Genomic DNA, 24808 nt, shown 5'->3' with positions numbered 1-24808 from the left:
GTTTTGTTGCTATCTTTTGGGAAAGCTTTGCGGTTCATCCTACCGAAATGAAGATGTTTCATTCTTCGAATTTAACTATTCTTCGCTTTGCTATTTTGCTTGGATGAACTCCAAATCCATAGTATTCGGTAAATACTTTTGTAAATTTTGCACCAAAGTACATTATGGCTGCATTGTAATAGATATATAACAATAGAATAACGATGGATCCTGCTGAACCAAAAATTGTATTGTATTTGGAAATGGATAGGTAATAACTGATAAAATATTTGGCCACAAAGAATAAACCTGCTGTTACTAAGGAACCAATGAGGATGGGCTTGGGTTTGACTTTGATGTCGGGCAAGAATTTGAATAGTAAGAAAAAAACTATAACAGCTAATACGTATGATAAAATGTTATTAATCATCATAAATGTGGAAGCAGATATGGTTTGACTGATGTCGAGCCAATGGAGTATATCTTCACCAAAACGTACAACTAAACTGCTTACGATGACGGATGAAAACAAAATAAATCCCAAAATCATGATAAACAGAAAGGAAACCCCGCGATTGGCTAAAAACTTGAGCATGGCTCTTTTGGGAACAGCTTCTATGCGCCAAATGAGATTGAAGCTATCTTGCATATCGGTAAACACGGTTGTAGCACCAAAAATTAAAACTCCGACACCTATAATCAAAGCAATATTGCTATCTCCCGAAACGGCTGAGTTTGCTACAAAGTCTTGAATTTGGATAGCCAATTCCGAACCCACCAATTCTTTGATTTCGTAATATAGTCTATTCTCGATTGCTTCTTTTTTATACAGTAAGCTTGCCATCGAAAGGACGATTAGTAGAACGGGCGATAAAGAAAACATTGCGTAATAGGTTAACGAAGCACTCATTTTCATAAGACAATCGTCTGTAAACTCGACAATGGTTTGTATTATAATTTTATATAAATCTTTTATTTTTTGCATTCAACTAAGTTAATAAAAAAGGCTATCCAAAATTTGAATAGCCATTATTAATTATTGTTTTTATTACTACACCAACATGGTGACAGGATTTTCCATATATGCTTTGAAGGTTTGCAGAAATTGTGCTCCTGTTGCTCCGTCTACTGTTCTGTGATCACATGCTAAGGAAATCATCATGGTGTTTCCTACAACAATTTGTCCGTTTTTCACGACTGGCTTTTCTACGATTGCGCCTATAGACATGATGCACGAATTTGGTTGATTGATAATAGATGTAAATGATTCTATCCCGAACATTCCTAAATTAGACACCGAAAAGGTAGATTTCTCCATTTCATCGGCTTTCAATTTGCGATCTCTTGCACGGGTTGCATAATCTTTGATTTCGGCCGAAAGTTGGGTATAACTTTTCTGATCTGCGTTGCGTACAACTGGTACCAATAGACCATCCTCTACTGCAACTGCTACTCCGATATTGATATCTCCATATTGTACAATCTCATTATCGGCCCAACTTGCATTTACTGAAGGATGTTTTTTCAGAGCCATAGCAACAGCTTTCACAACCATATCGTTGAAAGATATTTTTGTATTGGGTAACGCATTAATTTGTTTTCTTGCTTCAATTGCATTATCCATATCAAGCTCGATATTGAGGTAATAATGAGGTGCGGTGAATTTAGATTCAGCCAAGCGTTTTGCAATTACTTTCCTCATACTCGAGTTCGGGATATGTTTATCTTCTCCTGCAACTATATTAGGAGATGCAACCGATTCAGAACCTACTGTATGTTGTGCTAATGGTGTGAAGTTTTCTACATCTTTACGTATAATTCTACCGTTGTCTCCACTACCTTTTACTTGTGCTAAATCTATTCCTTTATCTTCTGCAATTTTACGGGCGAGTGGTGAAGCAAAAATTCTTTCTTCGCTAGGGGTTGTTTCGGTAGAATGTTCACCAGTTTTCTTAACCTCTAACTCTACCACAACTGGCTTTTCATCATCTATGATTTCTACCTCTTCTTGATTAGCTACTGCAGAACCTTGCTCTAAAACAGCACTTATATCAGCTCCTTCTTCTCCGATAATGGCTAATATTGTATCCACTGGAACAGGCTCATTTTCTTTTACTCCTTGATACAAGAGAACTCCATCATATTCTGATTCGAATTCTTGAACTGCTTTATCAGTTTCGATATCCGCTAAAATATCTCCCTCCGCTACTTTGTCGCCAACATTTTTATGCCAAGACGTCACTGTTCCCTCTTCCATTGTATCACTCAAACGAGGCATATTGATTACATGAACATTGGACGGAATTTGTTTTTTGACAGTAGATTGAGTAGATTTTTCTGCCTCTTCTTTGATGGTTTCTTGAGTTGTATCTTCTTTTTCTTGTGTTCCGCCAGATATTAAACTAGCTATATCTTCTCCTTTTTCACCGATAATTGCTAAAACTGTATCTACTGGTACTGGCTCGTTTTCTTTCACACCTTGGTAGAGCAAAACCCCATCATATTCCGACTCGAATTCTTGGATAGCTTTATCAGTTTCGATTTCGGCAAGAATATCACCTTCTGCAACTTCATCTCCAACACTTTTGTGCCATTTTACAACGGTGCCTTCTTCCATTGTATCGCTTAAGCGAGGCATATTAATTATTTCTGCCATAGATTAGTTTTTTTCTAATTTATCTAAAAAAGGATAATCAGGTTCTGAGTATATATATTTATACATTACATCTTCTTCTGGGAATGGAGAATTCTCAGCGAAATCTACACAAGCTTCCACTTCTTTTTTTACTTCTTCTACCATATTGTCAAGTTCTTCTTGAGTTGCCCATTTATTTGCTAACAAATGCGATTGCACATGTAGAATCGGATCTTCTTCTTTGTACTCCTCTACCTCTTCTTTAGTTCGATAAGGTTCTGCATCTGACATCGAATGACCTCGGTAACGATAGGTACGAACATCCAAAAAAGTTGGTCCATCGCCACGACGAGCTCGCTCAATCGCTTCATAGGCTGCTTCAGCTACTTTCACTGGATCCATTCCGTCTACAGGATAAGAAGGCATATCGTACCCAAGACCCAACTTCCAGATATCCTCATGGTTGGCAGTTCTCTTTACAGATGTCCCCATGGCGTATTGGTTATTCTCACACACAAAAACAACTGGCAACTTCCAGTTCATTGCCATATTGAAGGTTTCGTGTAGTACACCTTGTCGTGTAGCTCCATCACCCATAAGACAGATTGTAACATGGTTTTTACCATTATATTTATCACCAAAGGCCATACCAGCTCCTAAAGGAATTTGTCCTCCAACAATCCCGTGACCTCCGAAAAAATTATGTTCTTTACTAAAAATATGCATCGAGCCCCCTAAACCTTTTGAAGTTCCTGTAGCTTTCCCGCAAAGTTCTGCCATAACCTCTTTAGGATCCACTCCCATTGCCATTGGCCAGATATGACAACGATAAGCAGTTATCACTCTGTCTCCTTTTTGCATAGCATGTAAAAAACCAGCTGGCAATGCCTCTTGACCGTTATATAGGTGTAAAAATCCGCGTATTTTTTGTTTCAAATACAGAGAACGACATTTATCTTCGAAACGACGCCAAAAGGTCATTTCTTTATACCATTGTAGATAGGTTTCTTTTGTTAATTTTTCCATAACACACTTTTCACCCAACAAATTTAAGTGTTTGCTAGATAAATTCCCAATTATTAAGGTTCTAAATATTTCTCATCAAAATGCAAAGGTAATAAGCTTGCCGCAGAAGGTAATACATAGACTTTACCACTCTTACCTGACAAAATTATCTCGATAGATTTTCCTTGTTTTTTTTCATACTCTAAGATTACTTGCCTACACATCCCGCATGGCGGTAGAGGTTGTGCTAAATCTTCTGAAGAAACAGCCAAACGGATTATTTTTTCGGTAGGATATTGTGATGCTACATAAAACAACAATCCTCGCTCTGCACATATTCCTACAGGATAAGAAGCATTTTCTTGATTAGTACTTGAAAATATTTCTCCATTTTCTAATTCTAATGCTGCACCAACATGAAAATTAGAATAGGGCACATATGCTTGCTTAGAGATTAATAATGCCTTTTCTACCAATAAGTTCAATTGGCTTGGCAAACTTTCCTTGTTCGAATATTCCTTATACTGGAACGATATATTTTTTAATTCCATTGATGGATAGTTCTTTAATTTATCCTCCTCTCAAAGTTTAACAAATTCTTGATACACCAGAAAAAGGATGTAAATTTACACATTCCTACTCTATAGCCTAGCTTTTTTTTCAATTTCTTAGCGAGCGACCATAAATTTTAACTAATTTAGAACAAAATCACACACTATGTTGGTAAAAGTTTACGGAAGCGCCATCTTTGGTGTCGAATCTAAATTGATTACTGTAGAAGTTAACATCGACAATGGAGTCGGTTATCATCTTGTTGGCTTGCCCGATAGTGCAATAAAAGAAAGCAACTTTCGGATTAGTGCTGCGCTAAAAAATGTAGGTTATAAAATTCCTGGTAAAAAAATCACCATCAACATGGCTCCAGCAGATTTACAAAAAGAAGGTTCTGCTTATGATTTGAGCATTGCGATCGGTATTTTAGCAGCATCAGAACAAATAAAAACTGATCATCTTGATCGCTATATCATTATGGGCGAGTTATCTCTAGACGGCTCTCTACGCCCGATAAAGGGAGCCCTACCTATTGCAATACAAGCAAAACTCGATGGTTTTGATGGTTTTATCTTACCAAAAGAAAATGCAAATGAAGCCTCGGTTGTGCAAGGGTTGAAAGTTTATGGCATTGAAAACATTAAAACTTTAATTGATTTTTTGAATGACGAAGCTGAACTAGAACCTCATCGGGTGGATATTGAAAGTGAATTCAATCAACTGGTCGAAAACTATCCATATGATTTCTCGGATGTTAAAGGACAGGAAAATGTAAAACGAGCAATGGAAATCGCTGCCGCAGGTGGACACAATATCATCCTAATCGGGCCACCAGGAAGCGGAAAAACCATGTTAGCAAAACGCATTGCCTCTATCTTACCACCGATGAGTATCGAAGAATCTTTAGAGACAACAAAAATTCATAGCGTTGCAGGAAAATTACCAAAAAATGGTCTGATAACTATTCGCCCATTCAGCTCGCCGCATCATTCGGTTTCGGATGTTGCTTTGGTAGGAGGAGGCTCGTATCCGCAACCGGGCGAAATTTCTTTGGCTCATAACGGTGTTTTATTCTTGGACGAGCTGCCAGAATTCAAGCGTTCTGTTTTAGAGGTAATGCGTCAACCGCTCGAAGATCGAGAAGTTACGATTTCGCGTGCTAAATTTACCGTTACCTACCCTGCTAGTTTCATGTTGGTTGCCTCGATGAATCCCAGCCCAAGTGGATATTTTGCTGATGATCCTAAGAATACTTCGAGCTTGGCCGAAATGCAACGTTATATGAATCGGATTTCTGGACCATTGCTCGATAGAATCGATTTGCATATTGAGGTAAATCCGGTTCCTTTTGATGATTTATCAAAGGAAAGAAATGGTGAAAAAAGTGCAACTATTCGTGCAAGAGTGCTAAAAGCAAGACAGCTACAAATTGATCGGTATGAAGGGTTGAATATCCATTACAATGCACAGATCGGCACAAAAGAGTTAGATAAATTTTGTTCGCTCGATGAGCAATCGAAAAATTTAATAAAAATTGCGATGGAAAGATTGAACCTTTCTGCTCGGGCATATGATCGTATCTTACGTGTTGCTAGAACGATAGCCGACTTAGACAACGCCGAAAATATTAATAGTACGCACATTGCAGAGGCCATACAATATAGAAGTCTTGATAGAGATCAATGGGGATGAGATAATTTTTTTCGGAAGTTTTTTTTACATGCATGTTTATCAATAAAAAACAGGAAAAGCCTTCTTGGTCAAGAAGGCTTTTTTCATCATATTATTTATTGGGGAGTACTTATAAAAAGAAGTTTTCTTTATTGCCTGAATTTTTCTCTACGATTCTTTTTTTTGGATCAGTTCTCTTTCTCGGTCTTCATTCATTTTGTATGCGTGTAAAATATCTCTAACCAATTTGTGTCGAACTACATCTTTTTCGTCTAGATATACAAATCCTATATCTTTTACATTTTTCAGTATAGAAATTGCTTCCCGTAAACCCGACTTTTGTTTTGGTGGTAAATCTACTTGTTCTGGATCTCCAGTTATCATAAACTTAGAATTTTTCCCCATTCGAGTCAGAAACATTTTCATCTGAGAATGTGTGGTATTCTGTGCTTCATCCAGTATAACAAAAGCTTCATCGAGCGTTCGTCCTCGCATAAAAGCCAAAGGAGCTACTTCTATCACACCTTTTTCTATATAGGATGCTAGTTTCTCGAAATGGATCATATCTTTCAATGCATCGTATAATGGTTGCAAATAGGGATCTAGTTTTTCTTTGAGGTCTCCAGGTAAAAATCCTAAACTTTCTCCTGCTTCTACAGCAGGGCGTGTAAGGATAATTCGTTTTACTTCTTTGTTTTTCAGAGCTTGCACAGCCAAGGCAACGCCGGTATATGTTTTCCCAGTTCCGGCTGGCCCAATTGCAAAAACCATATCATTTTTATGCACTTTGCTTACCAATTCTTTTTGGCCAGGCGTATGCGCTTTGATGATTTTTCCACTTACACCATGTACAATAATATCATCGTGGATTACCATTTGTTTTTCTTCTTGCAAATCTGAAGTCATGATAATCTCTAGATCTCGATTAGAAAGTCGATTATAATGCTGTATATGTTTAATTATCTGTGCAGTTTTCTTTTCGAAAGTCTGTAGAAGTTCTTCATTTCCTACGACAGTAAGTTTTTTACCACGGGCAATAATTTTTAGTTTAGGAAAGTATTCTTTTATGCGTCTAAGGTGCTCATTATTGGCGCCATAAAAGTCTTGCGCATTAATTTCGGTAAGTTCTAATGTAATTTCTGTCAAAAGTGAATCATTTTTTTATTGTATCTAACACAAAAATAAGCAATATATTTGTTGTCTATTATAAATAAAATGTCAATAATAACATTAACTACTGATTTCGGACATAAAGATTACTTTGTAGCCTCGTTAAAAGGTCGTATTCTAAGTGAATTACCGGATAGTGTAATTGTTGATATTTCTCATGAAATAAGCCACTATGACATCACTGAAACGGCTTATATTCTACAAAAAGCTTATCCTAACTTTCCGAGAGGGACTATCCATATTGTAGGGGTAAATGCATTGTTACATCGCAAATACAAGCCAATGTGCTTTTTTTTTGATGGTCATTACTTTATAGGTGCTGATAATGGTTTTATTTCGTTGTTGTGTGATGATAAACTACCCGACGAAATTGTAGAAATCAATATTAATCCTGAAGCGATTGATGGGCTGAGTCCGGTAAAAGACATATTTATTCCGGTAGCTTGTCATTTGGCTCGTGGTGGTGTGATGAATTTGGTTGGCAATCCACGAACCGATTATTTAAAATACAATAATCTAAATCCGCTCTATCGTGATGATCGCATAATACAAGGAAATATCATTTACATTGATCATTTTGGCAATGCTATAACGAATATTACTAAAAAGTTTTTCGATCAACATGCACAAAATCGCAACTTTAGAATTAACCTGCGAAAAGAAAATTTTACAGCTATCGAAATCAATCAAATACATGATCATTATTTCGATATTGTTACCGATTTCAAAAAAGAAGTTTTTGTTAATGGTCGACCAATTTGTTTATTCAATAGTGCTGGCTCATTAGAAATCACCACCTACAACAGCAATCCGTCACAGTTTGCTCCTGCCAATGAATTGATGGGATTAAGAAAAGGTGACAACATTCTTATTGAGTTTATTGATCCTTAATATGCCTGCAACATAAATGGAATACAATTACCTGATATATAAAGCATTACACGTTATTTTTGTCGTTAGTTATTTTGCTGGACTTTTCTATATTGTCCGACTAATGATTTATCATACCGACACACAAGAACTCCCCTCTCCGGATAAAGAAATTCTACAAAAGCAATTTACTTTTATGGAGAAAAGGCTATGGAATGTTATCACTGTGCCTGCTTTTATAATTCTTGTAGTAATGGGTCTAAATATGCTGTATAAGCATCCTGGTCTGATGAATACGCTTTGGATGAAATTCAAGCTTATTATGGTTGTTTTGCTTTTTATTTATCATTATTGGTGTTGGAAAACATTACGAGAAATACAAAACAATATTTTCCGTTATACTTCTGTTCGACTACGAATGATGAATGAAGTTGCAACTATTATTCTCTTTGCAGTCGTATTTGCGGTAATCCAAAAAACAGATTTTGCCAAAAATTGGGTTTGGGCAGTAATTAGTTTTTTTGGAGTTGGAATTCTAATCATGGCGATTGTGAAAATTGTCAATCGGCACAAAAAATAAAATCTATCTATGTTTACCATTTATAAGAAAGAAATTTCACATTTTTTTTTAGGTTTCACAGCCTATATTGCCGCCTTTGTTTTTATACTAATTTGCAGTTTATTTCTTTGGTTTTTCGATCAAGAATACAATATTTTCCAAAGCGGATTAGCTTCTCTCAACCCTTTCTTTATTATCGCTCCGTGGGTATTTCTATTATTAATCCCTGCCCTGACCATGAAACTCATTGCAGAAGAACAAAACAACGGAACCCTTTTGTGGCTATTTACGCAACCTATAAACACACAACAAATCGTACTAGGAAAATTTTTCGCCGTTTTATCGGTACTTGTTTTTTTGCTGGTGCTGAGTTTTGTCTATGTTTATAGCCTACAGCAATTGGTAATACCAGAACAAAACATCGATTACGGCATTCTTTTTTCTGCCTATATCGGTATATTTTTGATCGGGACACTATTCACTAGCGTCGGTCTCCTCTCTTCTTCGCTAAGCAACAACCAGGTCATTGCCTTTGTTTTGGCCGTGTTTATTAACTTTATTCTCTACTTCGGATTACAAGGTTTGGCATCTTATAATTTATTAGGGAACATCGATTATTATGTACTAAAAATGAGTGCTCAAACGCATTTCACATCTTTCCTAAAAGGCGTAATCGATACGCGATCGTTCTTGTATTTTATTATACTTTCTACATTTTTCATATTCGCAACTATGCAAATTATCGAACTCAAAAAAAGAAAATCATAATGAAAAAATATCGTTCTTTTCTCTACATTATCGGTTTACTTTTGATCTGGATAGTAGGATTTTTTGTTTTTCATCGATACGATCTTACGCAAGACAAGCGATATACATTAAGCTCGACATCTGAAAGTTTGATACAAAGTCTAGATTCTCCTTTGCATATCGACATATTACTTGGTGGAGAACTCACCGCAGACTACAGAAATTTACGCAATGATATTCAGTTTTTATTAGACGAGCTACAAGAACGCAATAAAAACTTAACCTATACTTTCCTCGACCCGATAGATATTTCTGAGACCGAAAAAGAAGAAGCTCACCTTTCTCCCGCTCCTATCAAAACTGACAAAGGTATCCTGAATGTTTACCCTTATGCGAAGATTTCTTATCAAGAAAAAACTCGTTGGATGGAAGTCTTGATCAATGATCCATCGATTACTTTCGAGAGTTTGCCACAAGCTTCATCCGAAAAATTAGAATATCTTTTTGCCGATAAAATTCAACAAATCACAAGTAAAAACAGAAAAAAAGTTGGTTTAATTGTCCATCATGATGAATTACCCGAAAACAAAATAGATGGTTTTGGACGTGCTTTGGCGGATAAATATGACGTGGGTGTGTACCTGAACCCAATCATTAATAAAAGTATGACATTGCAAGCATCCGATCTCGATAGTCTTCGGAAATTCGATGCGTTGGTAATCGCAAAACCTACCCTACCTTTTACCGAGATGGACAAACTGGTGCTTGACCAATACATTATGCATGGCGGAAAAACACTCTGGGCAGTAGAAACAGTCGATGCAGAAATGGATTCTATTTTCCGAAGCGGAAAAATTGTGGCTTTCCCCCGAGATTTACAGCTCAATGATTTTCTCTTCAATTACGGAATACGTATTCATCCAATGATTATCAAAGATCTTAACGGCTCGCCAATTGTGCTTGCCGATGGAGAAACTGCCGGAAACACAAGTTACAATTATTATCCGTGGCCATATTTCGAATTGGGCACAAGAGCAGAAGATAACCCTATAACACAATCGATTGATCCTGTATTATTTCAGTTTGCAAATCCGATCGAGATAATTCCCAATAAAAACATCAAACCAACTGTACTTTTAGCAAGTTCGGCACAGACCACCCTAAAACCTGCACTCAATTTTATCCAATTAAACGAAGTCAATATCGAGAACCCTGAAGAGTATAAAATGGGTAGAATTCCGATGGCAGTTTTGATAGAAGGAGATTTCTCTTCTGCGTATGCGATGCGCTATGAGCGTAAAGAATTCCCGAATTACAGAGGGGCAACAAAAGACGGCAAAATGGTTGTTATTTCTGACGGTGATGTTCTGAAGAATAATCTTTGGCGAGGTATGCCAATGCGCTTAGGAGAGGATAAATACTCGATGCGTCCAGACAACCCAAATATGCCACCCAAAACTTATGCGAACCAAACATTTTTGATGAACACGATGGACTATTTATTGGGAAATGAAGACTTCTTGGCGTTGAGAAATCGACAACTTCAGACCCCGAAATTGAGTGAATCGAAAGTTGTATTGGAAAAGAAAAGTTGGCAAATGAAAAACCTTTTAATCCCTACCTTTATTATTCTTTTGGTTGGAGCGCTTGCTAATTGGTACCGAAAAAGGAAATATACACGCCTCTAATTCACCTTACCAAAACTCTGTTTTTCTATAGCCGAAAATATTTGCTTCTAAAAACATTTAAGAATTAAAAATAAATATATTTTATAAAATAAAAAAACCTCGTTTTCCAAGAAAACGAGGTTTTTTGTTTTGGTATGTAAGAGGATTATTCGTTGTGCATAAAAGCTTGTTTTTGTAATAAGCGCTCTTCACTCTCAACGTGTGCGTCATCTGGGATACAACAATCAACCGGACAAACAGCGGCGCATTGAGGCTCTTCGTGGAAACCTTTGCACTCGGTACATTTATCGGGTACGATGTAATATACTTCGTCGCTTATAGGCTCTTGAACAGCATCAGCATCAAACGTAATTCCATCTACATTAACAATGGTACCTGTAAGACTTGTGCCATCAGAGTACTTCCAATCGACTGCAGCTTCATAAATTGCATTATTCGGACATTCTGGTTCACAAGCTCCACAATTGATACATTCATCGGTAATAATAATAGCCATCTGTTCTGTATTTAATTCTTAAATTTGCATTTACAAAATTACTACTAATTTTATAAATTATGACATTAAACCAAAGGATTTCGGCTTTTGATGAACTAGGTCAGTTTTTTAATTTCCTAACTCGAGAGGAACAACCTAAAAACGAACAACTGTTGCATAAATTTTTGTACTGGAAAGAGGATGCAAATTTAGCATGTAGAGATGCAGAAGCACACAACAATTGGTTTACACAAGAAAATATACACTTTGCCATGCAAAACTGGGCAGATGCATTAACTGAAAAGAATTTATCCGATTGGATTACTCTTTACTCTTTGCCCGATACACCTAAAAATGTCGGAATTATCATGGCTGGAAATTTACCTTTGGTCGGATTTCATGATCTTTTGTCTGTGGTACTTTTTGGTCATCGTGCTTTGGTGAAACCTTCTTCTAAAGACGAAAAACTGCTCGATTTGGTGATTCACTATTTACAATCGATTGATGAAGAATTTAAAAATCGAATCCAAAAAGTAGAGCGTTTAGAAAATTTCGATGCGGTGATTGCAACCGGAAGCAACAATACAGCGCGCTATTTCGAACATTATTTTTCTCAGGTTCCGCATATTATCCGAAAAAACAGAACGTCGGTTGCTGTACTTGATGGAAGTGAAAGCAAAGAAGATTTAATGCGTTTGGGGGAAGATTTCTTTAGATACTTTGGATTAGGTTGTCGGAATGTTACAAAAATTTATACCCAAAAAGAAACTCAAATTCAGGAATTGATAGAAGTTATTTTTCCTTGGGGCGAAAACATCGTACAACAAACTAAATATGCAAATAATTACGACTATAACCGTGCAATTTATTTATTGAGCAAAGATAAATTCTACGATAATAATTTTGTTTTGATCAAAGAAGATGAAGCTCTTCACAGTCCGATTGCAGTTTTGCATTATGAATTGTACGATGATTTAGAAGACGTGAAAACGACGCTAAAAAATCACGAAGAAGAAATCCAATGTGTGGTAAGTAAATTAAACTTGGATAATCGTGTTGATTTTGGACAAACCCAACATCCTACCTTGACTGATTATGCAGATGGTATAGATACTTTGGCATTTCTGAGTAAGATTTAAATAATATCCAACCAATATAAATAAGCTATGATCTAACGAATAGCTTATTTTTTTTTGACTAATTTTCACCAAACATTCTTCCTCTGCAAGAAGAAACACATCGATATGAGAAAGAAAAACTCATAGCGCAAATCGAAGCTTGTTCATCTGCCGCGTTGCGGTAGGAGATAAAAAAAACTCTAAAAATTGAACCGTGTCGTCAACATCACTTGTGTTGGGCGCAATTGATACTGATAATGCATTTGGTAATATTGATCGAATTGAGTTTGATTGAACACCTTTTCATTGAACAAATTGTAAACACTTAGCTCGACATCAATTTTTCTTTTTTGCATTGTATAGCGATAGGTAAAATCACCCAATAGCGTGTTAGACTTATGGGGACGAGTGTTTTGAACATAATCCATTCGTAGGGTTAAATTATGCTGAGGATGCGGAAAATAATGCAACGATGCTTGATGGTTTTGTTGAACTACCTTCGAAGTTTGATTGGTTAAACGATGATTATTTTGCGACCGACTGTAATCATAAGTCAGGGTAAAACTTGAGAAATATCTAAATTTGAGACCTGCGCCCATTGTGAGAAAATGATGCAAACCATCCACCAAATCTTCATTCAACAAATGTTGCCTCTTCACATTACTGTACCTGGCATTCAACTCAAAACTTGTTTTATATTGGGAAATCTTTGAACTGAAATTGTGGTTCGTTTTGTAATTTTTCTTTGCCACAGCTTCAACCATCGACGATGCATTTTCATCAAAAAGGTAACGGTAAATCAGATCGTTTTGATTCCAATCGAAAGCGTAGATTAAATGAAAAAAACGAGAGCGTATGGGATTTTCGTACTTCAATCGTAGATGGCTATGCCAACTTTCGGTTTCATTCAATTCACTCCAGTTCTTACGCAAAGTATTGTAGTTGTAGAGAATATATCCACGATGGAAATTCAGAGGATTTCCAAAATTCGCAAGGTAAGCATTGTTCAGGTTGAGGTTCCAATAATTGCTGAGATTGTAATTAAAATTCAAACGAGGTTGAAGAAATACTTTGGCATATTCTGTATCCAAATCGTTTATATTATCCTGATTGCTGAGGTTGTAATAATGTAAAGGCAACACCAATTGCGAACGAAAATCCCCTTTTTTGTATTCAAGGCTGTTTTCAAAATTAGGACGCAAAACTTTCCATTGATTATTGTTCGTAAATTCTGAATTATTGAAAGTTTCATTGGTAGAAAAATCACTTTTCAATTCATACCAAGTGTACTCCATTCCAAGCTTAGATTGCCAAGTCAATGTTCTTGTCAGACGTTTGGTAAATTCCGCCGAATGATTGGTTTTCATACGTTTGTACAACAAATTTTGTGTGGCTAAATCATAGGCCTCTTCATCGTTGACAACATCGATGAAAACACCCGGCTTAATGGACAATTGTTCGTGGTAATCTTTGTAAGCGATCAACGATTTGAAGGTAACCAATTGTTTGCCAAATGTTTTAATCCAATTCAGTTGATTCGAAAATTCTTTGTTGGGTTTTGACAACAATTGGTCTACAAATTCAGAATTTGCAGTCAAATATCCATGATCGCGGTGCCAATCCCTTTGAACTCTAAAATATTTTGGAAATAATTTTTCTGGGTGTTTTGTTGTAAAGTGAATTTGGTTTTCAGGGTTTCGCGCTGATAATTATTGCGTTTCAGTTCATTTAGCACAAGATTTCCTGTTGGTAAAAAATACTCGATATGCGTATCGCCTTGGTGTTGTTGATAATCGTTGAGATAATCAACATTCACTCGCAATTCAATATCTTTTTTTATGCGAATCAATTGATTCCAAGTACCCAAGGTTGCCGCATTATGTAGTCATCGCTTGGATTCGAAATGTGGGGTTTGCACTCCTGCAATCGACAACCAACTGTTGTTGACGTATTTTTCATTATCATTCAACAAATCCTCCAACGACAATACATTGATTTGACGTTGAAGATTTTCACCTCTATTGTTGGATTGAATGGATGCCAAAACCTGTTGATTTTTGGTAAACATCATCGGCGTTAAATTGACTTGATACAAAGTAGGTGAAAAACCTGCGCCAATTTCTGCCTTTCCCGAATACGTCACTTTATCTTTCAGCTTAATGTTCAGCGCCGCTCTAGAACTGTACACCAAACTATCTAAAATCTTCACCGGTTGATGATTCTCTAAGATTTGAACCTTATCTACTGCATCGGCACTCATATTTTCGTTAGCCAGTGCGTATCGTCCGCCCAACAAATCCAAGCCTTCGATGTAGTATTTGTTGATAGGCTCACCTTGATACAAGATTCGACCTGAAGATTCGATTTCTATACCAGGCATTTTTTTGATGACATCGGCAATGCTGCGGTCTTGTATATCTTTGAAGTTGCTAACATCGTACGCAATGGTGTCGCCCCGTTTTCGAATGGGCGATGCCTTGATTTTCACTTCTTGGAGTTCGATGGGTTTTTCGGTCAAAACAAAGTCAAAATGTTCTGACGATTCGTTTATTAAATCCGACACAAATGCATAATTGAATGCCCTTACTTTTACCTCGTACAATTCATGTATCGACTCCTCCAACCACAAGGTGTATTTGCCATCTTTATCCGTAATAGCAAACGCAAGAGTTAGATCTTGATCAATGGGCGATATGATTACATTGGCGCCTGCAATGGGTTTCCCCTCTTCGTTTTTTATGCTTCCTGATACAGAAAGCTGAGCAAAGAGTTGCGAGGCAATGAAAAGTAAGACGATGAATAAGTTTAGTTTCAAAAGATGTTAAAATAATGCGATGGTTAATATATTTAAAGATTAGAAATTATACCCCAAAATAGTTTCATTTTATTTCAATCTTAATTTTAAATCCTTTTCTATAAAGTTGTTGTTCTTTTCAATCACACGCAATTTTCTTTGAAGAAAATCATTTTCATTCTGTACAGAAAACTTTATAAAGTTTAACGACTCCAAAGGATTTGCTTCATATTTTGCAACAAAGTCCGTGTAATCTTTCTTGCTGATGTGATACGTTTTTTCTGACACATGAAATTCAGGTTGATAGTTTAACTTTTTCAACCCTTTCAACTCATAACTAAAAAAGCGTTCACTGTCTTGTACTTTGACAATCAAGCCTGGTAAACCATGAAATTTGTAAGGTCCATACGACAAAGGAATGTCTTCGGTGTACCAAACCTCCCATTTTCTACCAAATGCTTGTACTTCTGCTTTTTGAATGTTGTATCCCAAAAAAACCTCTCGTTCATTGGATAATTTCCATTCCAAAAGCTCCATTTGGTCGTCGAAAGAAAATTTGGTAGGTCCCAAGGTAGTATGTATCGTATAGTTATCTTTTCCTCTAGCATGAATAATTCTGTACCTAAGGTCTGTTTTGGGTATTCCTTGATTTATCGCATCTACCTTTATCACACCGTTCACAGCATTCTTCAAGACAAAGTTGTTATTTGTTCTGTGATGATGAATAGAATCTCTAATGTATAAATTTTTACCTATGAAAACAGTTTGCTCAGGTAAAATATAAAGTTGCATCGTTTCCGATTTCACATTATTTCGATTCAACGAATCTTCCACAAAGGTATATTCGTATTCAACAAGTATCTCTTGGTTGTGTTGACTAAAAACCAATGTAGTAAATAATGCAAATAGTAGTATAGAATATTTTTTCAGCATAATCATTTATATAATCCTTTCACAAAATAAGTAGCGAATTAATTTAATCTTCACACATCCACTCTCCAAAATCGGCAACCTCTTCAGTATTGATCGGTGTACCTTCAAATTCACAAAAGGTTCCAACTATACCACATGGGCCTTCTACTTCAATACATATAGATTTCAGGAGGGTCTAATTTTACATTTTCTACATTTGCTAATGCAAATGTTCCAAATAATAATAACGCACCAGCGAAAATCATTTTTTTCATTTGTTTAATTTTTTATTATTAATGATTTGTATGATGATTTTTTAAAGCTAGAATTTCCTTATCAACATGTTAATGTCATTACAATAATAATAATAATAAACCAATTTTAGTAAATCATTAACGTTTAAAAGCGAATACGTTACACACAAAAAAGCCTCCGTAAAGGAAGCTTAATTGGTATTTAATAGTTCTAAAATTTTATTTCACCTGTTTGAAGAACGAATCCACAAACTCCATTTTATTAAAGGCTTGTAAGTCATGAATACCTTCGCCAACTCCTATGTACTTTACAGGGATTTTGAATTGGTCAGAAATTCCAATCACTACGCCCCCTTTCGCTGTACCGTCTAATTTGGTCACAGCCATAGAAGTCACTTCAGTAGCTTGGGTAAATTGTTTGGCCTGCTCAAAAGCATTTTGCCCAGTAGATCCATCGAGAACCAACAAAACTTCGTGCGGTGCATCTGGAATTACCTTTTGCATTACGCGTTTTATTTTGGTCAGTTCATTCATCAAATTTACTTTATTATGTAATCGTCCTGCAGTATCTATCAACACCACATCGGCTTTTTGTGCAACAGCAGATTGTACTGTGTCGTAGGCAACAGAAGCAGGATCAGACCCCATTGCTTGTTTCACGATAGGTACATCTGCTCTTTCGGCCCAAATCACCAACTGATCAACAGCTGCAGCACGAAACGTATCAGCCGCCCCTAAAACGACTTTCAATCCTTTGGCTTTGAATTGTGCGGCTAATTTCCCGATTGTGGTCGTTTTACCAACTCCGTTCACCCCGACTACCATAATAACAAAAGGGTGATCTTTTTTAGGAATCTGGAATCCGTCTGTATCGTCTATATTATTTTCTGCTAAAAGTCCAGCTATTTCTTCTCTAAGAATTTTATTCAGTTCGGAAGTTGAAACATATTTATCACGAGCAACGCGTTCTTCTATCCTTCGAATAATGTTCACCGTGGTTTCCACACCAACATCCGAAGAGATTAGTACTTCTTCTAAATCATCTAAAACCTCATCATCTACTTTAGATTTACCTACGACTGTGCGAGAGATTTTATCGAATAGAGATTGTTTAGATTTTTCTAAACCTTCATCGAGTTTTTCTTTGCTTTCTTTACCAAGTATTTTTTTGAACCAGCTCATGTAGAAACGCTATTTAGACTACGAATATAACTAAACTAATGCACAAAAAAAAGCCGCCAATTGAGGCAGCTCTAAAAACCTTTAAATATATACTACGCTGATTACTTAGCGAAGAAATCACCAGTAGTATCAGCTGCAACAACTTTTTCTACAAAAATGTAAGCTCCTGTTTTCGGAGATTTTACCATTTTGATTACTTTAGTCATTTTTTTAGACCCTGTTTGTAGGGTTGCTACCGTCTTTTTTGCCATTGTCTAAAATTTTATTATTTGATCTCCTTATGAAGAGTATATTTTTTCAACACTGGGTTGTACTTTTTCAACTCAATACGATCCGGTGTATTTTTTTTGTTCTTAGTAGTGATATAGCGAGACATACCTGGCATACCACTTTCTTTATGCTCTGTACACTCTAAAATTACCTGTACTCTATTACCTTTCTTTGCCATGGCAGTTTTTTTTATTTAATTAAACCTTCTTTACGTGCACGCTTAACTGCTTCATCAACACCTAATTTGTTGATCGTTTTCAAACCATTTGCCGAAACGCGCAATGTTATCCATTCATCTGCTTCTGGCAAATAAAATCTCTTCTTAAACAAATTCACTTCAAAAGTGCGTTTTGTTTTATTATTAGCATGAGAAACTTTATTTCCTACTAATCTTCTCTTACCTGTAATTTGACAAATCTTTGACATCTTTCCTCTTGTCTTATTTTTAAACGGAGTGCAAAGTAACAAAATATTTATTACTTTAACAACGTTTTTGTTAGTTATTTATTAAAAATTTTTCTTTTATTTCCTGTAAGTAGCCTCTGAGCTATGGTATAGGCTAAAATAATCCCCATTACCAATAATCCTATACGTGCTAAATAATCGCCAAAGGTACTATAAAAAGTTAACTTTTCATTCTTTTTTACGATTCCTTTTAAAGCTCCCCGTTCACCATACGGGATAAAAGACTCAATATCACCACGTTGATTAATAAATCCAGAAATTCCAGAGTTGGCAGAACGTACGATACTTCTTCTATTTTCGATTGCTCGCAAATTGCCATATAACAGTAATTGTCTATGTCCATCGGTGTTATCCCACCAAGAATCGTTGGTCATCGTAAAGATAACATCTGCTCCTTTTTTCACATAATCGGTTACGTATTCACCATAAATAGATTCATAACAAATAACAGGTGCCACAACCGTAGAGTCGATCGAATTTCTAAAGACACTTGCATGGGGCTGCGTTCCTAGCGTTTTTACAGTCCCACCAAAATTCAACATAATATTTCCTAAAATAGGACGGAGATATTTAATATACGGGAAATGTTCTACGCCTACTACTAATTTCGATTTATGATAAAAGTCTAACTCGTCTTTTGCATTTACTTGAATAGCCGAATTAAACGCATCGTAATACAGCATCGTGTTTCCGTATAAAGATGCAGTTTCTGTTGCTAATTCCTTCATCGGATAAACACGCATCAATTCTGCACCTGTTACTACATTTATTTTCGGATGTTCTTTTGTCCAATCTCTCAATTGTAGAATCAGCGGATCGTGTTCTATTTCATCCAACACAAAACCTGGCCCCGAACCCGGAATGGCTGTTTCTGGACCTACTACATAACGTGTTTGTGGGGTTACTACTTTGTCTGCTAACTGGATCAGTTCTTGATAAATAACAAAACGATCCTTTTGATACTTTTCGGTATATGGATCCAAAGCAGGTTGTAAGACCACAGCCTCTACTTCTTCGCCTTGTTCTGTATAGTTGTGGTACATAAAATACGAAAAAGCAATCGGAAGCCCAATCCATAATCCTGCATACATTAGCAGTTTTCTGAAATATTTTTTATCTTTTTTATTCTTATAAGCTGTGTAATAATAGAACACGATAAGATTGACAATCAATACCCAAAGCGTTCCACCAAAAACTCCTGTATACTCGTACCATTGAACCCATTTATAATACGAAGCAAAGGCATGCCCAATATTAAACCAAGGCCAAGACAACTCCCAATTGAGATGAAATTTCTCGAATGACATCCATACTGCGGGTAAAAAAATCATTCCATAAAAATTCCCCGCCTTTGTTTTCACAAAATGATACAATACAAAAACGATGCTCATCAATAAGCTGTTAGCTAAAACCGGTACCAAATAGGCAACCCACGAATCATGCAAATTACCATCTGCATCGTATTGTTGAGCATAATGCAACCACCAAATAACAATTGCATTCCATATAAAAAATGCTAAAAAACTCAACCCAAAAATCGACCAAGCTTTCTTCTTATATTGTAATCTTTGCGTTATCCGATGTTCGGCCAACAACAAAGGTACAAAACCAAAAAAAATCAACAATGGAAATCCTTTAGAAGGCCAAGCCAATGCCAAAAGTAATCCGGTAGCAATCGCGTAAAGAAGATATTTTCTCATATCAAAAATTTACAATTTCTTTTTGCTCATCATTCTAGCAAGCCTTGCAAAATTAGCAACTTTGCTCGAGATATTATAGAAATGGTTTTCGGTAGAATGAGATATTTACAATATAATTAACAACTATCCCGCAAAAATAATCCTGCCGAAATATTATTTTTACGCACAGTAAATATTTGATATATGAAAATAAAACCTACCATATACCCTTATTTTCTTGGTTTTTCTCTCCTTGCTATCACACCAAGTTGTGCACAAAAAACAGAGAATCAATCTGTAATAGAGGTTGACAATACTCAAACCCTCGATACGGTAAATATAGAGCAACAACATTTTAGTATGGATGAATTAATAGGGAAAAGTAAATTAGATTTGGTAGGAAAAGATTATCAACTACGACCGGAAGTCGCCAAAGCATTCGAAGCCATGAGCCAAGAAGCTCGAAAAGCGGGCTTCAGAATCGTAGTGGTTTCGAGTTATCGGAATTACAATTATCAAAACGGTATTTGGGAGCGAAAATACAAAGCAAATATTAGCAAAAAAATGAAGCCTATTGATAATTTGAATAAAATCATCGAATATTCGACTATTCCTGGAACATCTCGTCATCATTGGGGAACAGATTTGGATATTATCGACATTAGCAAAGGCTACCCAAAAGATCCGCTGAACGAAAAACATTTTAATGAAGGTGGACAAATGCACGAATTCAAAAAATGGTTGGATGAAAATGCAGAAAATTTTGGTTTTTACTTGGTCTACACCAACGCAACAGACCGTAAAGGTTTCCGTTACGAACCTTGGCATTTTTCTTATAAAGCAATCTCGAAACCAATGCTGGCTGCCTTTAAGAAACTAGACATCAAAACTATATTGCAAAATAATCTTTTGATGGGAAGCGAGAATTTTAGCGATGAGTTTATCCAGAAATATATCAACGAGAATATTTTCGATATCAATCCAAGTTTGCTACCCTAATTAGTATTTCATCCAAATATAAACGATCGAAAACCCATCTCGACCCAAAACGCAACATTGTCTTTTTGGCAGGCTCAGTGGTTTGGATTAACTTTTGAATATTTCACTAAAAAAACTAAAAAATCATGAAGAATATTCTTTTAGAAAATTTTGACACACCTCCTTTCTCTAAAATACACCTAAACGATTATTTGCCAGCATTTGAGAAAAGTATCGAACAAGCGAGGGCTGAAATTTTGATCATTGCCGAACAAAAAGAATCTCCTACTTTTGAAAATACCATCGATGCTTTAGAAAATTCGGGAGTCCAACTCGACAAAATAAGCTCTATTTTTTTCAACCTAAATTCAGCCGAAACCAATGACGAGATGCAACAAATTGCACAAGAAATTTCGCCTTTATTGTCTGAGTTTTCGAATGATATTTTATTAAATGAACAATTGTTCGAGCGCATAAAAAAAGTGTACGAACAAAAAGATCAATTAGAACTTACAGACGAACAACGCTATTTACTCGAACAAAAATATAGAGCTTTTGCTCGAAATGGTGCCAACTTACCAAAGGAAAAACAAGTTGAATTAAAAGAAATCTCAAAAGAGTTAGCACAACTATCTCTAACATTCGGGCAAAATGTTTTGGCAGAAACCAATGCCTACACTTTGCATCTGACAAAAGAAGAAGACATACAAGGTTTGCCAGAAGCTGTGCTTGCTCAAGCAGCAAATACAGCAAAAGAAAGCGGAAAAGATGGTTGGATTTTTACACTTCAAGCACCTAGCTACATTCCTTTTATGAAGTACAACAAAAATCGTGAACGACGAAAAGAAATGTATTTAGCCAATGGAAAAAAGGCTTTTCAAGACAATGAATTCAACAATGAAGAAAACGTCAAAAAAATAATTACTTTACGTCAACAGCGAGCTAATCTCTTGGGTTATCCGACCCATGCAGCCTATGTACTGGAAGAGAGAATGGCTAAATCGCCCGAAAATGTTTTGTTTTTTCTTCATGACTTGTTAGGAAAAGCAAAGCCATTTGCCGAAAAAGAAATTGAAGAGTTGGCCGCGTATGCAAAAAAAACTGAGAATATCGACAAGCTAATGCCCTGGGATCACTCGTATTTTGCTGAAAAACTAAAACAAGAACGTTTTGATTTTTCCGAAGAAGAACTTAAACCCTATTTCAAATTAGAAAATGTTCTCGATGGTGCCTTTGCTGTTGCCAATAAGTTGTTCGGTCTTCGGTTTGAAGAGAATCATCAGGTAGATGTATACCATAAAGATGTACAAGTTTTTGATGTCTATCGCAACGATGAAAAAATTAGTTTACTGTATGCCGATTTTTTTCCTCGGGCCGGGAAAAGATCTGGTGCCTGGATGACTTCTTTTCAGAACGGAGGAGTAGTTAACGGTGAAAGAAAATTACCACAAATTTCGATTGTTTGTAATTTTACACCTTCTACAGACAGTCATCCATCGTTGCTAAACTTCATGGAAGTTACAACTTTGTTTCACGAATTTGGGCATGCTTTACATGGGATGTTGGTCAATACGCATTACCCAAGTTTAGCCGGGACTAATGTGTTTTGGGATTTTGTAGAGTTACCTTCTCAGTTCTATGAGAATTTTTGTTATGAGCCAGAAGCATTGCAACTGTTTGCAAAGCATTATCAAACAGGAGAGATTATCCCGCAAGAACTGATCGATAAAATGAAAAAAGCCGCAAACTTTCTAGAAGGTTATCAGACCATACGACAATTGAGTTTTGGGTTACTAGACATGGCATATCATGCTACGTCGGACACAATTAAATCGTCGATAGAAGTCTTCGAAAAGGAATCATTCGCAAGCACCCAGCTATATCCTATCGTTGAAAATACAAATATGAGTGTTTCGTTTTCACACATTTTCCAGGGCGGGTACTCTTCTGGTTATTACTCGTACAAATGGGCAGAAGTCTTAGATGCAGATGCGTTTGCTTATTTTAAAGAAAATGGGATTTTCAACCAAGAAATTGCACAAAAATTTTACACTTTATTGTCGAGTGGCGGAACGGTAGATCCTATGACATTATACGAAAATTTTAGAGGTCAGAAACCAAGCAACGAAGCTTTACTAAAAAGAGCTGGATTGGTCTAAATTCTTCTTTTACAAAGAATTGCTATAAAACACTAGCCTTGTTTATAAGTAACAAGGCTTTGTTGTCTTATCTGATTTTTTTTGATGCGAAATTTTTCTGGCTAATTTTTCTAGAGTTGGTAAAGATAAAATTAGAGAAGGACTCTCTTCAGTATCCGAAGTTTGTGAGAATAATTTTGATAATCGGTATTGAAAATTCCGTTCGAATCCAGAGGGTCAATTCTTACTTTTCCATGTGCATGGATAATTTTTTTATCCTCTAAAACAATACCGACATGGATAATTTTTCCATCGGCATTATCAAAAAAAGCTAAGTCTCCTGCTTCGGCTTCTTCTAAGAAATTCAGCACTTCTCCCATTTCGGCTTGTTGATATGCATCTCTTGGCAAAGCTACTCCAGAAAGCTTATAAACTTGTTGCACCAAGCCCGAGCAATCGATACCATAGGTTGACTTACCTCCCCACAAATATGGTACGTTGAGATAATTTTTGGCGATATAAGGAATAGAAGATTTAGGCTGAGTATCTGTTGCTGCCTCCCCTAAATAGTCAAAATATTTTCCTCCAAAATGAATTTTACCTTCTTGTAAATTTAGCAAAACCGCTCCCAAAGGCAAAGTCAACGGCAAGCCTTCTTCGATAGCAAAATTGAATGTTTCGCTTGCAAAAAAAGTTGATTGCAAGTGATAATATTCTTTTTCTTCTATAAAAAGTATTTGTTTAGGATCTACAAAACCCTCGTAACTATCAAAAGCATTTCTTATTTTTAACCATTTTTTTTCGGTTCGTAGAACTTCTACTTTTTCACCAAAAAGCAATTGCGTCACCATTTCTGATGAATCTGAATTTGATGCACGTACTGGCGCAACACTCACTCGACAAACCCCAAAATTCATTTTTTTCGTATTAAAGTAATACCATCACGAACAGGCAAAATTAAACTTTCTACACGGCTATCTTTGACAACTCTTTCGTTAAGATCTCTAAGAATTACTGTTCGTTTATCGTTTGCATTTTCATCATACACTTTTCCGTACCATAGCACATTATCCATCAAAATCACGCCACCATTTCGCAATAAATCTATCGAGCATTCATAGTATTCGGGGTAGGTTTGCTTGTCTGCATCAATAAAAACAAGATCGAGACTTTCTTTTTCGATAGTCTTCATTTGCTCTAAAGCAGGGCCGATTCGATATTCGATTTGATTTTTATAGGGAGACCTTTCAAAATACTTTTCACCAATATATTTTAGTTCGTCATTGATATCGAGGGTAATTATTTTACCATTTTCTGCCAAACCTTCTGCCAAACACAAGGTTGCATAACCCGTAAACGTACCAATTTCGAGTATAGTTTTGGGTTGAATAAGCTTAGAAATCATACTCAATATCCGCCCTTGATAATGCCCAGACGCCATGTGAGGTTGGGTGGTTGCCTGGTGGGTTTCTATCATTAGTTCTCGCAACAAATCGGGCTCTTCATTGGTATGCTTTTCTAAATATTGATTAAGGTTTGGATCTATTTCTATCATGAATCAAAAATAATAATATTTATATACAATTAGACGCTTTCTGATTATTTTACTTTATTACGTGATTCGATAAATGTTCTGTTGTTTATCGTTTCGTAATAAAAAACAGTGA

Annotated in this window: 25 protein-coding genes; 8 read left to right on the top strand and 17 right to left on the bottom strand. The window is 36.1% G+C overall.

The genetic code is table 11. The annotated features are described in order from the left end of the window. Positions 1-58: 58 nt before the first annotated feature. The 4 genes from HMPREF2660_RS10715 to HMPREF2660_RS10700 form a co-directional block, all read right to left on the bottom strand. Positions 59-964 (bottom strand): YihY/virulence factor BrkB family protein, encoded by a 906-nt coding sequence (locus HMPREF2660_RS10715; RefSeq protein WP_070487146.1) that lies wholly within the window; start codon positions 962-964, stop codon positions 59-61. Positions 965-1030: 66 nt separating this feature from the next. Then, on the bottom strand, positions 1031-2635 hold the full coding sequence (locus tag HMPREF2660_RS10710) for a 2-oxo acid dehydrogenase subunit E2 (protein ID WP_070487144.1): 1605 nt from the start codon (positions 2633-2635) through the stop codon (positions 1031-1033). Positions 2636-2638: 3 nt separating this feature from the next. After that, positions 2639-3640, bottom strand: a complete 1002-nt coding sequence (gene pdhA / locus HMPREF2660_RS10705; RefSeq protein WP_070487142.1) for a pyruvate dehydrogenase (acetyl-transferring) E1 component subunit alpha — start codon at positions 3638-3640, stop codon at positions 2639-2641. Positions 3641-3693: 53 nt separating this feature from the next. Continuing rightward, positions 3694-4170 carry a cytidine deaminase gene (locus HMPREF2660_RS10700; protein WP_070487140.1) on the bottom strand — a complete coding sequence of 159 codons (477 nt, stop codon included), beginning with the start codon at positions 4168-4170 and terminating at the stop codon, positions 3694-3696. A 166-nt stretch (positions 4171-4336) separates the two neighbouring features. Between HMPREF2660_RS10700 and HMPREF2660_RS10695 the strand changes: the two genes are divergently transcribed. Further along, on the top strand, positions 4337-5863 hold the full coding sequence (locus HMPREF2660_RS10695) for a YifB family Mg chelatase-like AAA ATPase (RefSeq protein ID WP_070487139.1): 1527 nt from the start codon (positions 4337-4339) through the stop codon (positions 5861-5863). A 147-nt stretch (positions 5864-6010) separates the two neighbouring features. Here HMPREF2660_RS10695 and HMPREF2660_RS10690 read toward each other — a convergent pair whose 3' ends face one another. After that, positions 6011-6988: a PhoH family protein gene (locus tag HMPREF2660_RS10690; RefSeq protein ID WP_070487137.1), complete on the bottom strand. Its 978-nt coding sequence runs from the start codon at positions 6986-6988 to the stop codon at positions 6011-6013. A 69-nt stretch (positions 6989-7057) separates the two neighbouring features. Here HMPREF2660_RS10690 and HMPREF2660_RS10685 point away from each other — a divergent pair, with 69 nt between their 5' ends. From HMPREF2660_RS10685 to gldG, 4 genes are read left to right on the top strand one after another with little or no spacing between them, the layout of a single operon-like run. Further along, entirely contained in the window at positions 7058-7903 is an 846-nt protein-coding gene (locus HMPREF2660_RS10685; protein WP_013598577.1) for an SAM hydrolase/SAM-dependent halogenase family protein, read from the top strand. Positions 7904-7919: 16 nt separating this feature from the next. Next, positions 7920-8462: a CopD family protein gene (locus HMPREF2660_RS10680; protein ID WP_013598576.1), complete on the top strand. Its 543-nt coding sequence runs from the start codon at positions 7920-7922 to the stop codon at positions 8460-8462. A gap of 9 nt (positions 8463-8471) precedes the next feature. Beyond that, entirely contained in the window at positions 8472-9209 is a 738-nt protein-coding gene (locus HMPREF2660_RS10675) for an ABC transporter permease subunit (protein ID WP_013598575.1), read from the top strand. Next, on the top strand, positions 9209-10876 hold the full coding sequence (gene gldG, locus HMPREF2660_RS10670; RefSeq protein WP_070487134.1) for a gliding motility-associated ABC transporter substrate-binding protein GldG: 1668 nt from the start codon (positions 9209-9211) through the stop codon (positions 10874-10876). Before HMPREF2660_RS10675 ends, gldG begins: the two co-directional genes overlap by 1 nt. A 145-nt stretch (positions 10877-11021) precedes the next feature. On the opposite strand, the gene HMPREF2660_RS10665 is transcribed toward gldG, so the two are convergent. Further along, entirely contained in the window at positions 11022-11372 is a 351-nt protein-coding gene (locus HMPREF2660_RS10665; protein ID WP_013598573.1) for a 4Fe-4S dicluster domain-containing protein, read from the bottom strand. Between the two features lie 59 nt (positions 11373-11431). Between HMPREF2660_RS10665 and HMPREF2660_RS10660 the strand changes: the two genes are divergently transcribed. Then, a complete protein-coding gene (locus HMPREF2660_RS10660) occupies positions 11432-12490 on the top strand; it encodes an acyl-CoA reductase (RefSeq protein ID WP_083299129.1) in 1059 nt (352 codons plus the stop codon). A 179-nt stretch (positions 12491-12669) separates the two neighbouring features. Here HMPREF2660_RS10660 and HMPREF2660_RS10655 read toward each other — a convergent pair whose 3' ends face one another. The 9 genes from HMPREF2660_RS10655 to lnt form a co-directional block, all read right to left on the bottom strand. Next, the gene (locus HMPREF2660_RS10655) at positions 12670-14067 is read right to left on the bottom strand and encodes a hypothetical protein (protein ID WP_070487131.1); all 1398 of its coding nucleotides are present in this window, start codon (positions 14065-14067) and stop codon (positions 12670-12672) included. Further along, positions 14064-14336 (bottom strand): hypothetical protein, encoded by a 273-nt coding sequence (locus tag HMPREF2660_RS10650; RefSeq protein ID WP_070487130.1) that lies wholly within the window; start codon positions 14334-14336, stop codon positions 14064-14066. The genes HMPREF2660_RS10655 and HMPREF2660_RS10650 overlap by 4 nt, the downstream gene beginning before the upstream one ends. An 18-nt stretch (positions 14337-14354) precedes the next feature. Then, the gene (locus HMPREF2660_RS10645; protein WP_041942131.1) at positions 14355-15284 is read right to left on the bottom strand and encodes a TonB-dependent receptor; all 930 of its coding nucleotides are present in this window, start codon (positions 15282-15284) and stop codon (positions 14355-14357) included. 69 nt (positions 15285-15353) lie between these two features. Beyond that, the gene (locus tag HMPREF2660_RS10640) at positions 15354-16196 is read right to left on the bottom strand and encodes a GLPGLI family protein (RefSeq protein WP_013598571.1); all 843 of its coding nucleotides are present in this window, start codon (positions 16194-16196) and stop codon (positions 15354-15356) included. A 452-nt stretch (positions 16197-16648) separates the two neighbouring features. Then, a complete protein-coding gene (gene ftsY, locus HMPREF2660_RS10635) occupies positions 16649-17611 on the bottom strand; it encodes a signal recognition particle-docking protein FtsY (RefSeq protein WP_013598569.1) in 963 nt (320 codons plus the stop codon). 101 nt (positions 17612-17712) lie between these two features. Next, positions 17713-17862 (bottom strand): DUF4295 domain-containing protein, encoded by a 150-nt coding sequence (locus HMPREF2660_RS10630; protein WP_013598568.1) that lies wholly within the window; start codon positions 17860-17862, stop codon positions 17713-17715. Positions 17863-17876: 14 nt separating this feature from the next. Next, on the bottom strand, positions 17877-18059 hold the full coding sequence (rpmG, locus tag HMPREF2660_RS10625; protein ID WP_013598567.1) for a 50S ribosomal protein L33: 183 nt from the start codon (positions 18057-18059) through the stop codon (positions 17877-17879). Positions 18060-18070: 11 nt separating this feature from the next. Next, positions 18071-18307 carry a 50S ribosomal protein L28 gene (rpmB, locus tag HMPREF2660_RS10620; protein ID WP_013598566.1) on the bottom strand — a complete coding sequence of 79 codons (237 nt, stop codon included), beginning with the start codon at positions 18305-18307 and terminating at the stop codon, positions 18071-18073. Between the two features lie 74 nt (positions 18308-18381). Then, positions 18382-20046, bottom strand: a complete 1665-nt coding sequence (gene lnt, locus HMPREF2660_RS10615; protein ID WP_070487129.1) for an apolipoprotein N-acyltransferase — start codon at positions 20044-20046, stop codon at positions 18382-18384. A 183-nt stretch (positions 20047-20229) separates the two neighbouring features. On the opposite strand from lnt, the gene HMPREF2660_RS10610 reads away from it, so the two are divergent. Both HMPREF2660_RS10610 and HMPREF2660_RS10605 read left to right on the top strand, forming a co-directional pair. Continuing rightward, positions 20230-21024, top strand: coding sequence for a M15 family metallopeptidase (locus HMPREF2660_RS10610; protein ID WP_013598564.1), 795 nt, complete (start codon positions 20230-20232; stop codon positions 21022-21024). A 125-nt stretch (positions 21025-21149) separates the two neighbouring features. Beyond that, entirely contained in the window at positions 21150-23162 is a 2013-nt protein-coding gene (locus HMPREF2660_RS10605; protein ID WP_070487128.1) for a M3 family metallopeptidase, read from the top strand. A 131-nt stretch (positions 23163-23293) separates the two neighbouring features. Here HMPREF2660_RS10605 and HMPREF2660_RS10600 read toward each other — a convergent pair whose 3' ends face one another. Both HMPREF2660_RS10600 and HMPREF2660_RS10595 read right to left on the bottom strand, forming a co-directional pair. Further along, a complete protein-coding gene (locus HMPREF2660_RS10600) occupies positions 23294-24058 on the bottom strand; it encodes a C40 family peptidase (RefSeq protein ID WP_070487126.1) in 765 nt (254 codons plus the stop codon). Next, the gene (locus HMPREF2660_RS10595) at positions 24055-24696 is read right to left on the bottom strand and encodes an O-methyltransferase (RefSeq protein ID WP_070487124.1); all 642 of its coding nucleotides are present in this window, start codon (positions 24694-24696) and stop codon (positions 24055-24057) included. Before HMPREF2660_RS10595 ends, HMPREF2660_RS10600 begins: the two co-directional genes overlap by 4 nt. Positions 24697-24808 lie beyond the last annotated feature (112 nt).

The sequence above is a fragment of the Weeksella sp. HMSC059D05 genome (genome assembly GCF_001809725.1).
Lineage (GTDB): Bacteria > Bacteroidota > Bacteroidia > Flavobacteriales > Weeksellaceae > Weeksella > Weeksella virosa.
Note: the sequence above shows the minus strand (reverse complement) of the source record. Positions and strands in the feature narration are given on the sequence as shown.

Bases quoted from the DNA above. Each gene is read 5' to 3' on its own strand.
- HMPREF2660_RS10595 (WP_070487124.1), bottom strand. From the start codon at position 24,696: ATGATAGAAATAGATCCAAACCTTAATCAATATTTAGAAAAGCATACC.
- HMPREF2660_RS10710 (WP_070487144.1), bottom strand. From the start codon at position 2,635: ATGGCAGAAATAATTAATATGCCTCGCTTAAGCGATACAATGGAAGAA.
- HMPREF2660_RS10630 (WP_013598568.1), bottom strand. From the start codon at position 17,862: ATGGCAAAAAAGACGGTAGCAACCCTACAAACAGGGTCTAAAAAAATG.
- lnt (WP_070487129.1), bottom strand. From the start codon at position 20,046: ATGAGAAAATATCTTCTTTACGCGATTGCTACCGGATTACTTTTGGCA.
- rpmG (WP_013598567.1), bottom strand. From the start codon at position 18,059: ATGGCAAAGAAAGGTAATAGAGTACAGGTAATTTTAGAGTGTACAGAG.
- pdhA (WP_070487142.1), bottom strand. From the start codon at position 3,640: ATGGAAAAATTAACAAAAGAAACCTATCTACAATGGTATAAAGAAATG.
- HMPREF2660_RS10700 (WP_070487140.1), bottom strand. From the start codon at position 4,170: ATGGAATTAAAAAATATATCGTTCCAGTATAAGGAATATTCGAACAAG.
- gldG (WP_070487134.1), top strand. From the start codon at position 9,209: ATGAAAAAATATCGTTCTTTTCTCTACATTATCGGTTTACTTTTGATC.
- HMPREF2660_RS10680 (WP_013598576.1), top strand. From the start codon at position 7,920: ATGGAATACAATTACCTGATATATAAAGCATTACACGTTATTTTTGTC.
- HMPREF2660_RS10605 (WP_070487128.1), top strand. From the start codon at position 21,150: ATGAAGAATATTCTTTTAGAAAATTTTGACACACCTCCTTTCTCTAAA.
- rpmB (WP_013598566.1), bottom strand. From the start codon at position 18,307: ATGTCAAAGATTTGTCAAATTACAGGTAAGAGAAGATTAGTAGGAAAT.
- HMPREF2660_RS10600 (WP_070487126.1), bottom strand. From the start codon at position 24,058: ATGAATTTTGGGGTTTGTCGAGTGAGTGTTGCGCCAGTACGTGCATCA.
- HMPREF2660_RS10675 (WP_013598575.1), top strand. From the start codon at position 8,472: ATGTTTACCATTTATAAGAAAGAAATTTCACATTTTTTTTTAGGTTTC.
- HMPREF2660_RS10685 (WP_013598577.1), top strand. From the start codon at position 7,058: ATGTCAATAATAACATTAACTACTGATTTCGGACATAAAGATTACTTT.
- HMPREF2660_RS10695 (WP_070487139.1), top strand. From the start codon at position 4,337: ATGTTGGTAAAAGTTTACGGAAGCGCCATCTTTGGTGTCGAATCTAAA.
- HMPREF2660_RS10640 (WP_013598571.1), bottom strand. From the start codon at position 16,196: ATGCTGAAAAAATATTCTATACTACTATTTGCATTATTTACTACATTG.
- HMPREF2660_RS10665 (WP_013598573.1), bottom strand. From the start codon at position 11,372: ATGGCTATTATTATTACCGATGAATGTATCAATTGTGGAGCTTGTGAA.
- HMPREF2660_RS10715 (WP_070487146.1), bottom strand. From the start codon at position 964: ATGCAAAAAATAAAAGATTTATATAAAATTATAATACAAACCATTGTC.
- HMPREF2660_RS10610 (WP_013598564.1), top strand. From the start codon at position 20,230: ATGAAAATAAAACCTACCATATACCCTTATTTTCTTGGTTTTTCTCTC.
- HMPREF2660_RS10660 (WP_083299129.1), top strand. From the start codon at position 11,432: ATGACATTAAACCAAAGGATTTCGGCTTTTGATGAACTAGGTCAGTTT.
- ftsY (WP_013598569.1), bottom strand. From the start codon at position 17,611: ATGAGCTGGTTCAAAAAAATACTTGGTAAAGAAAGCAAAGAAAAACTC.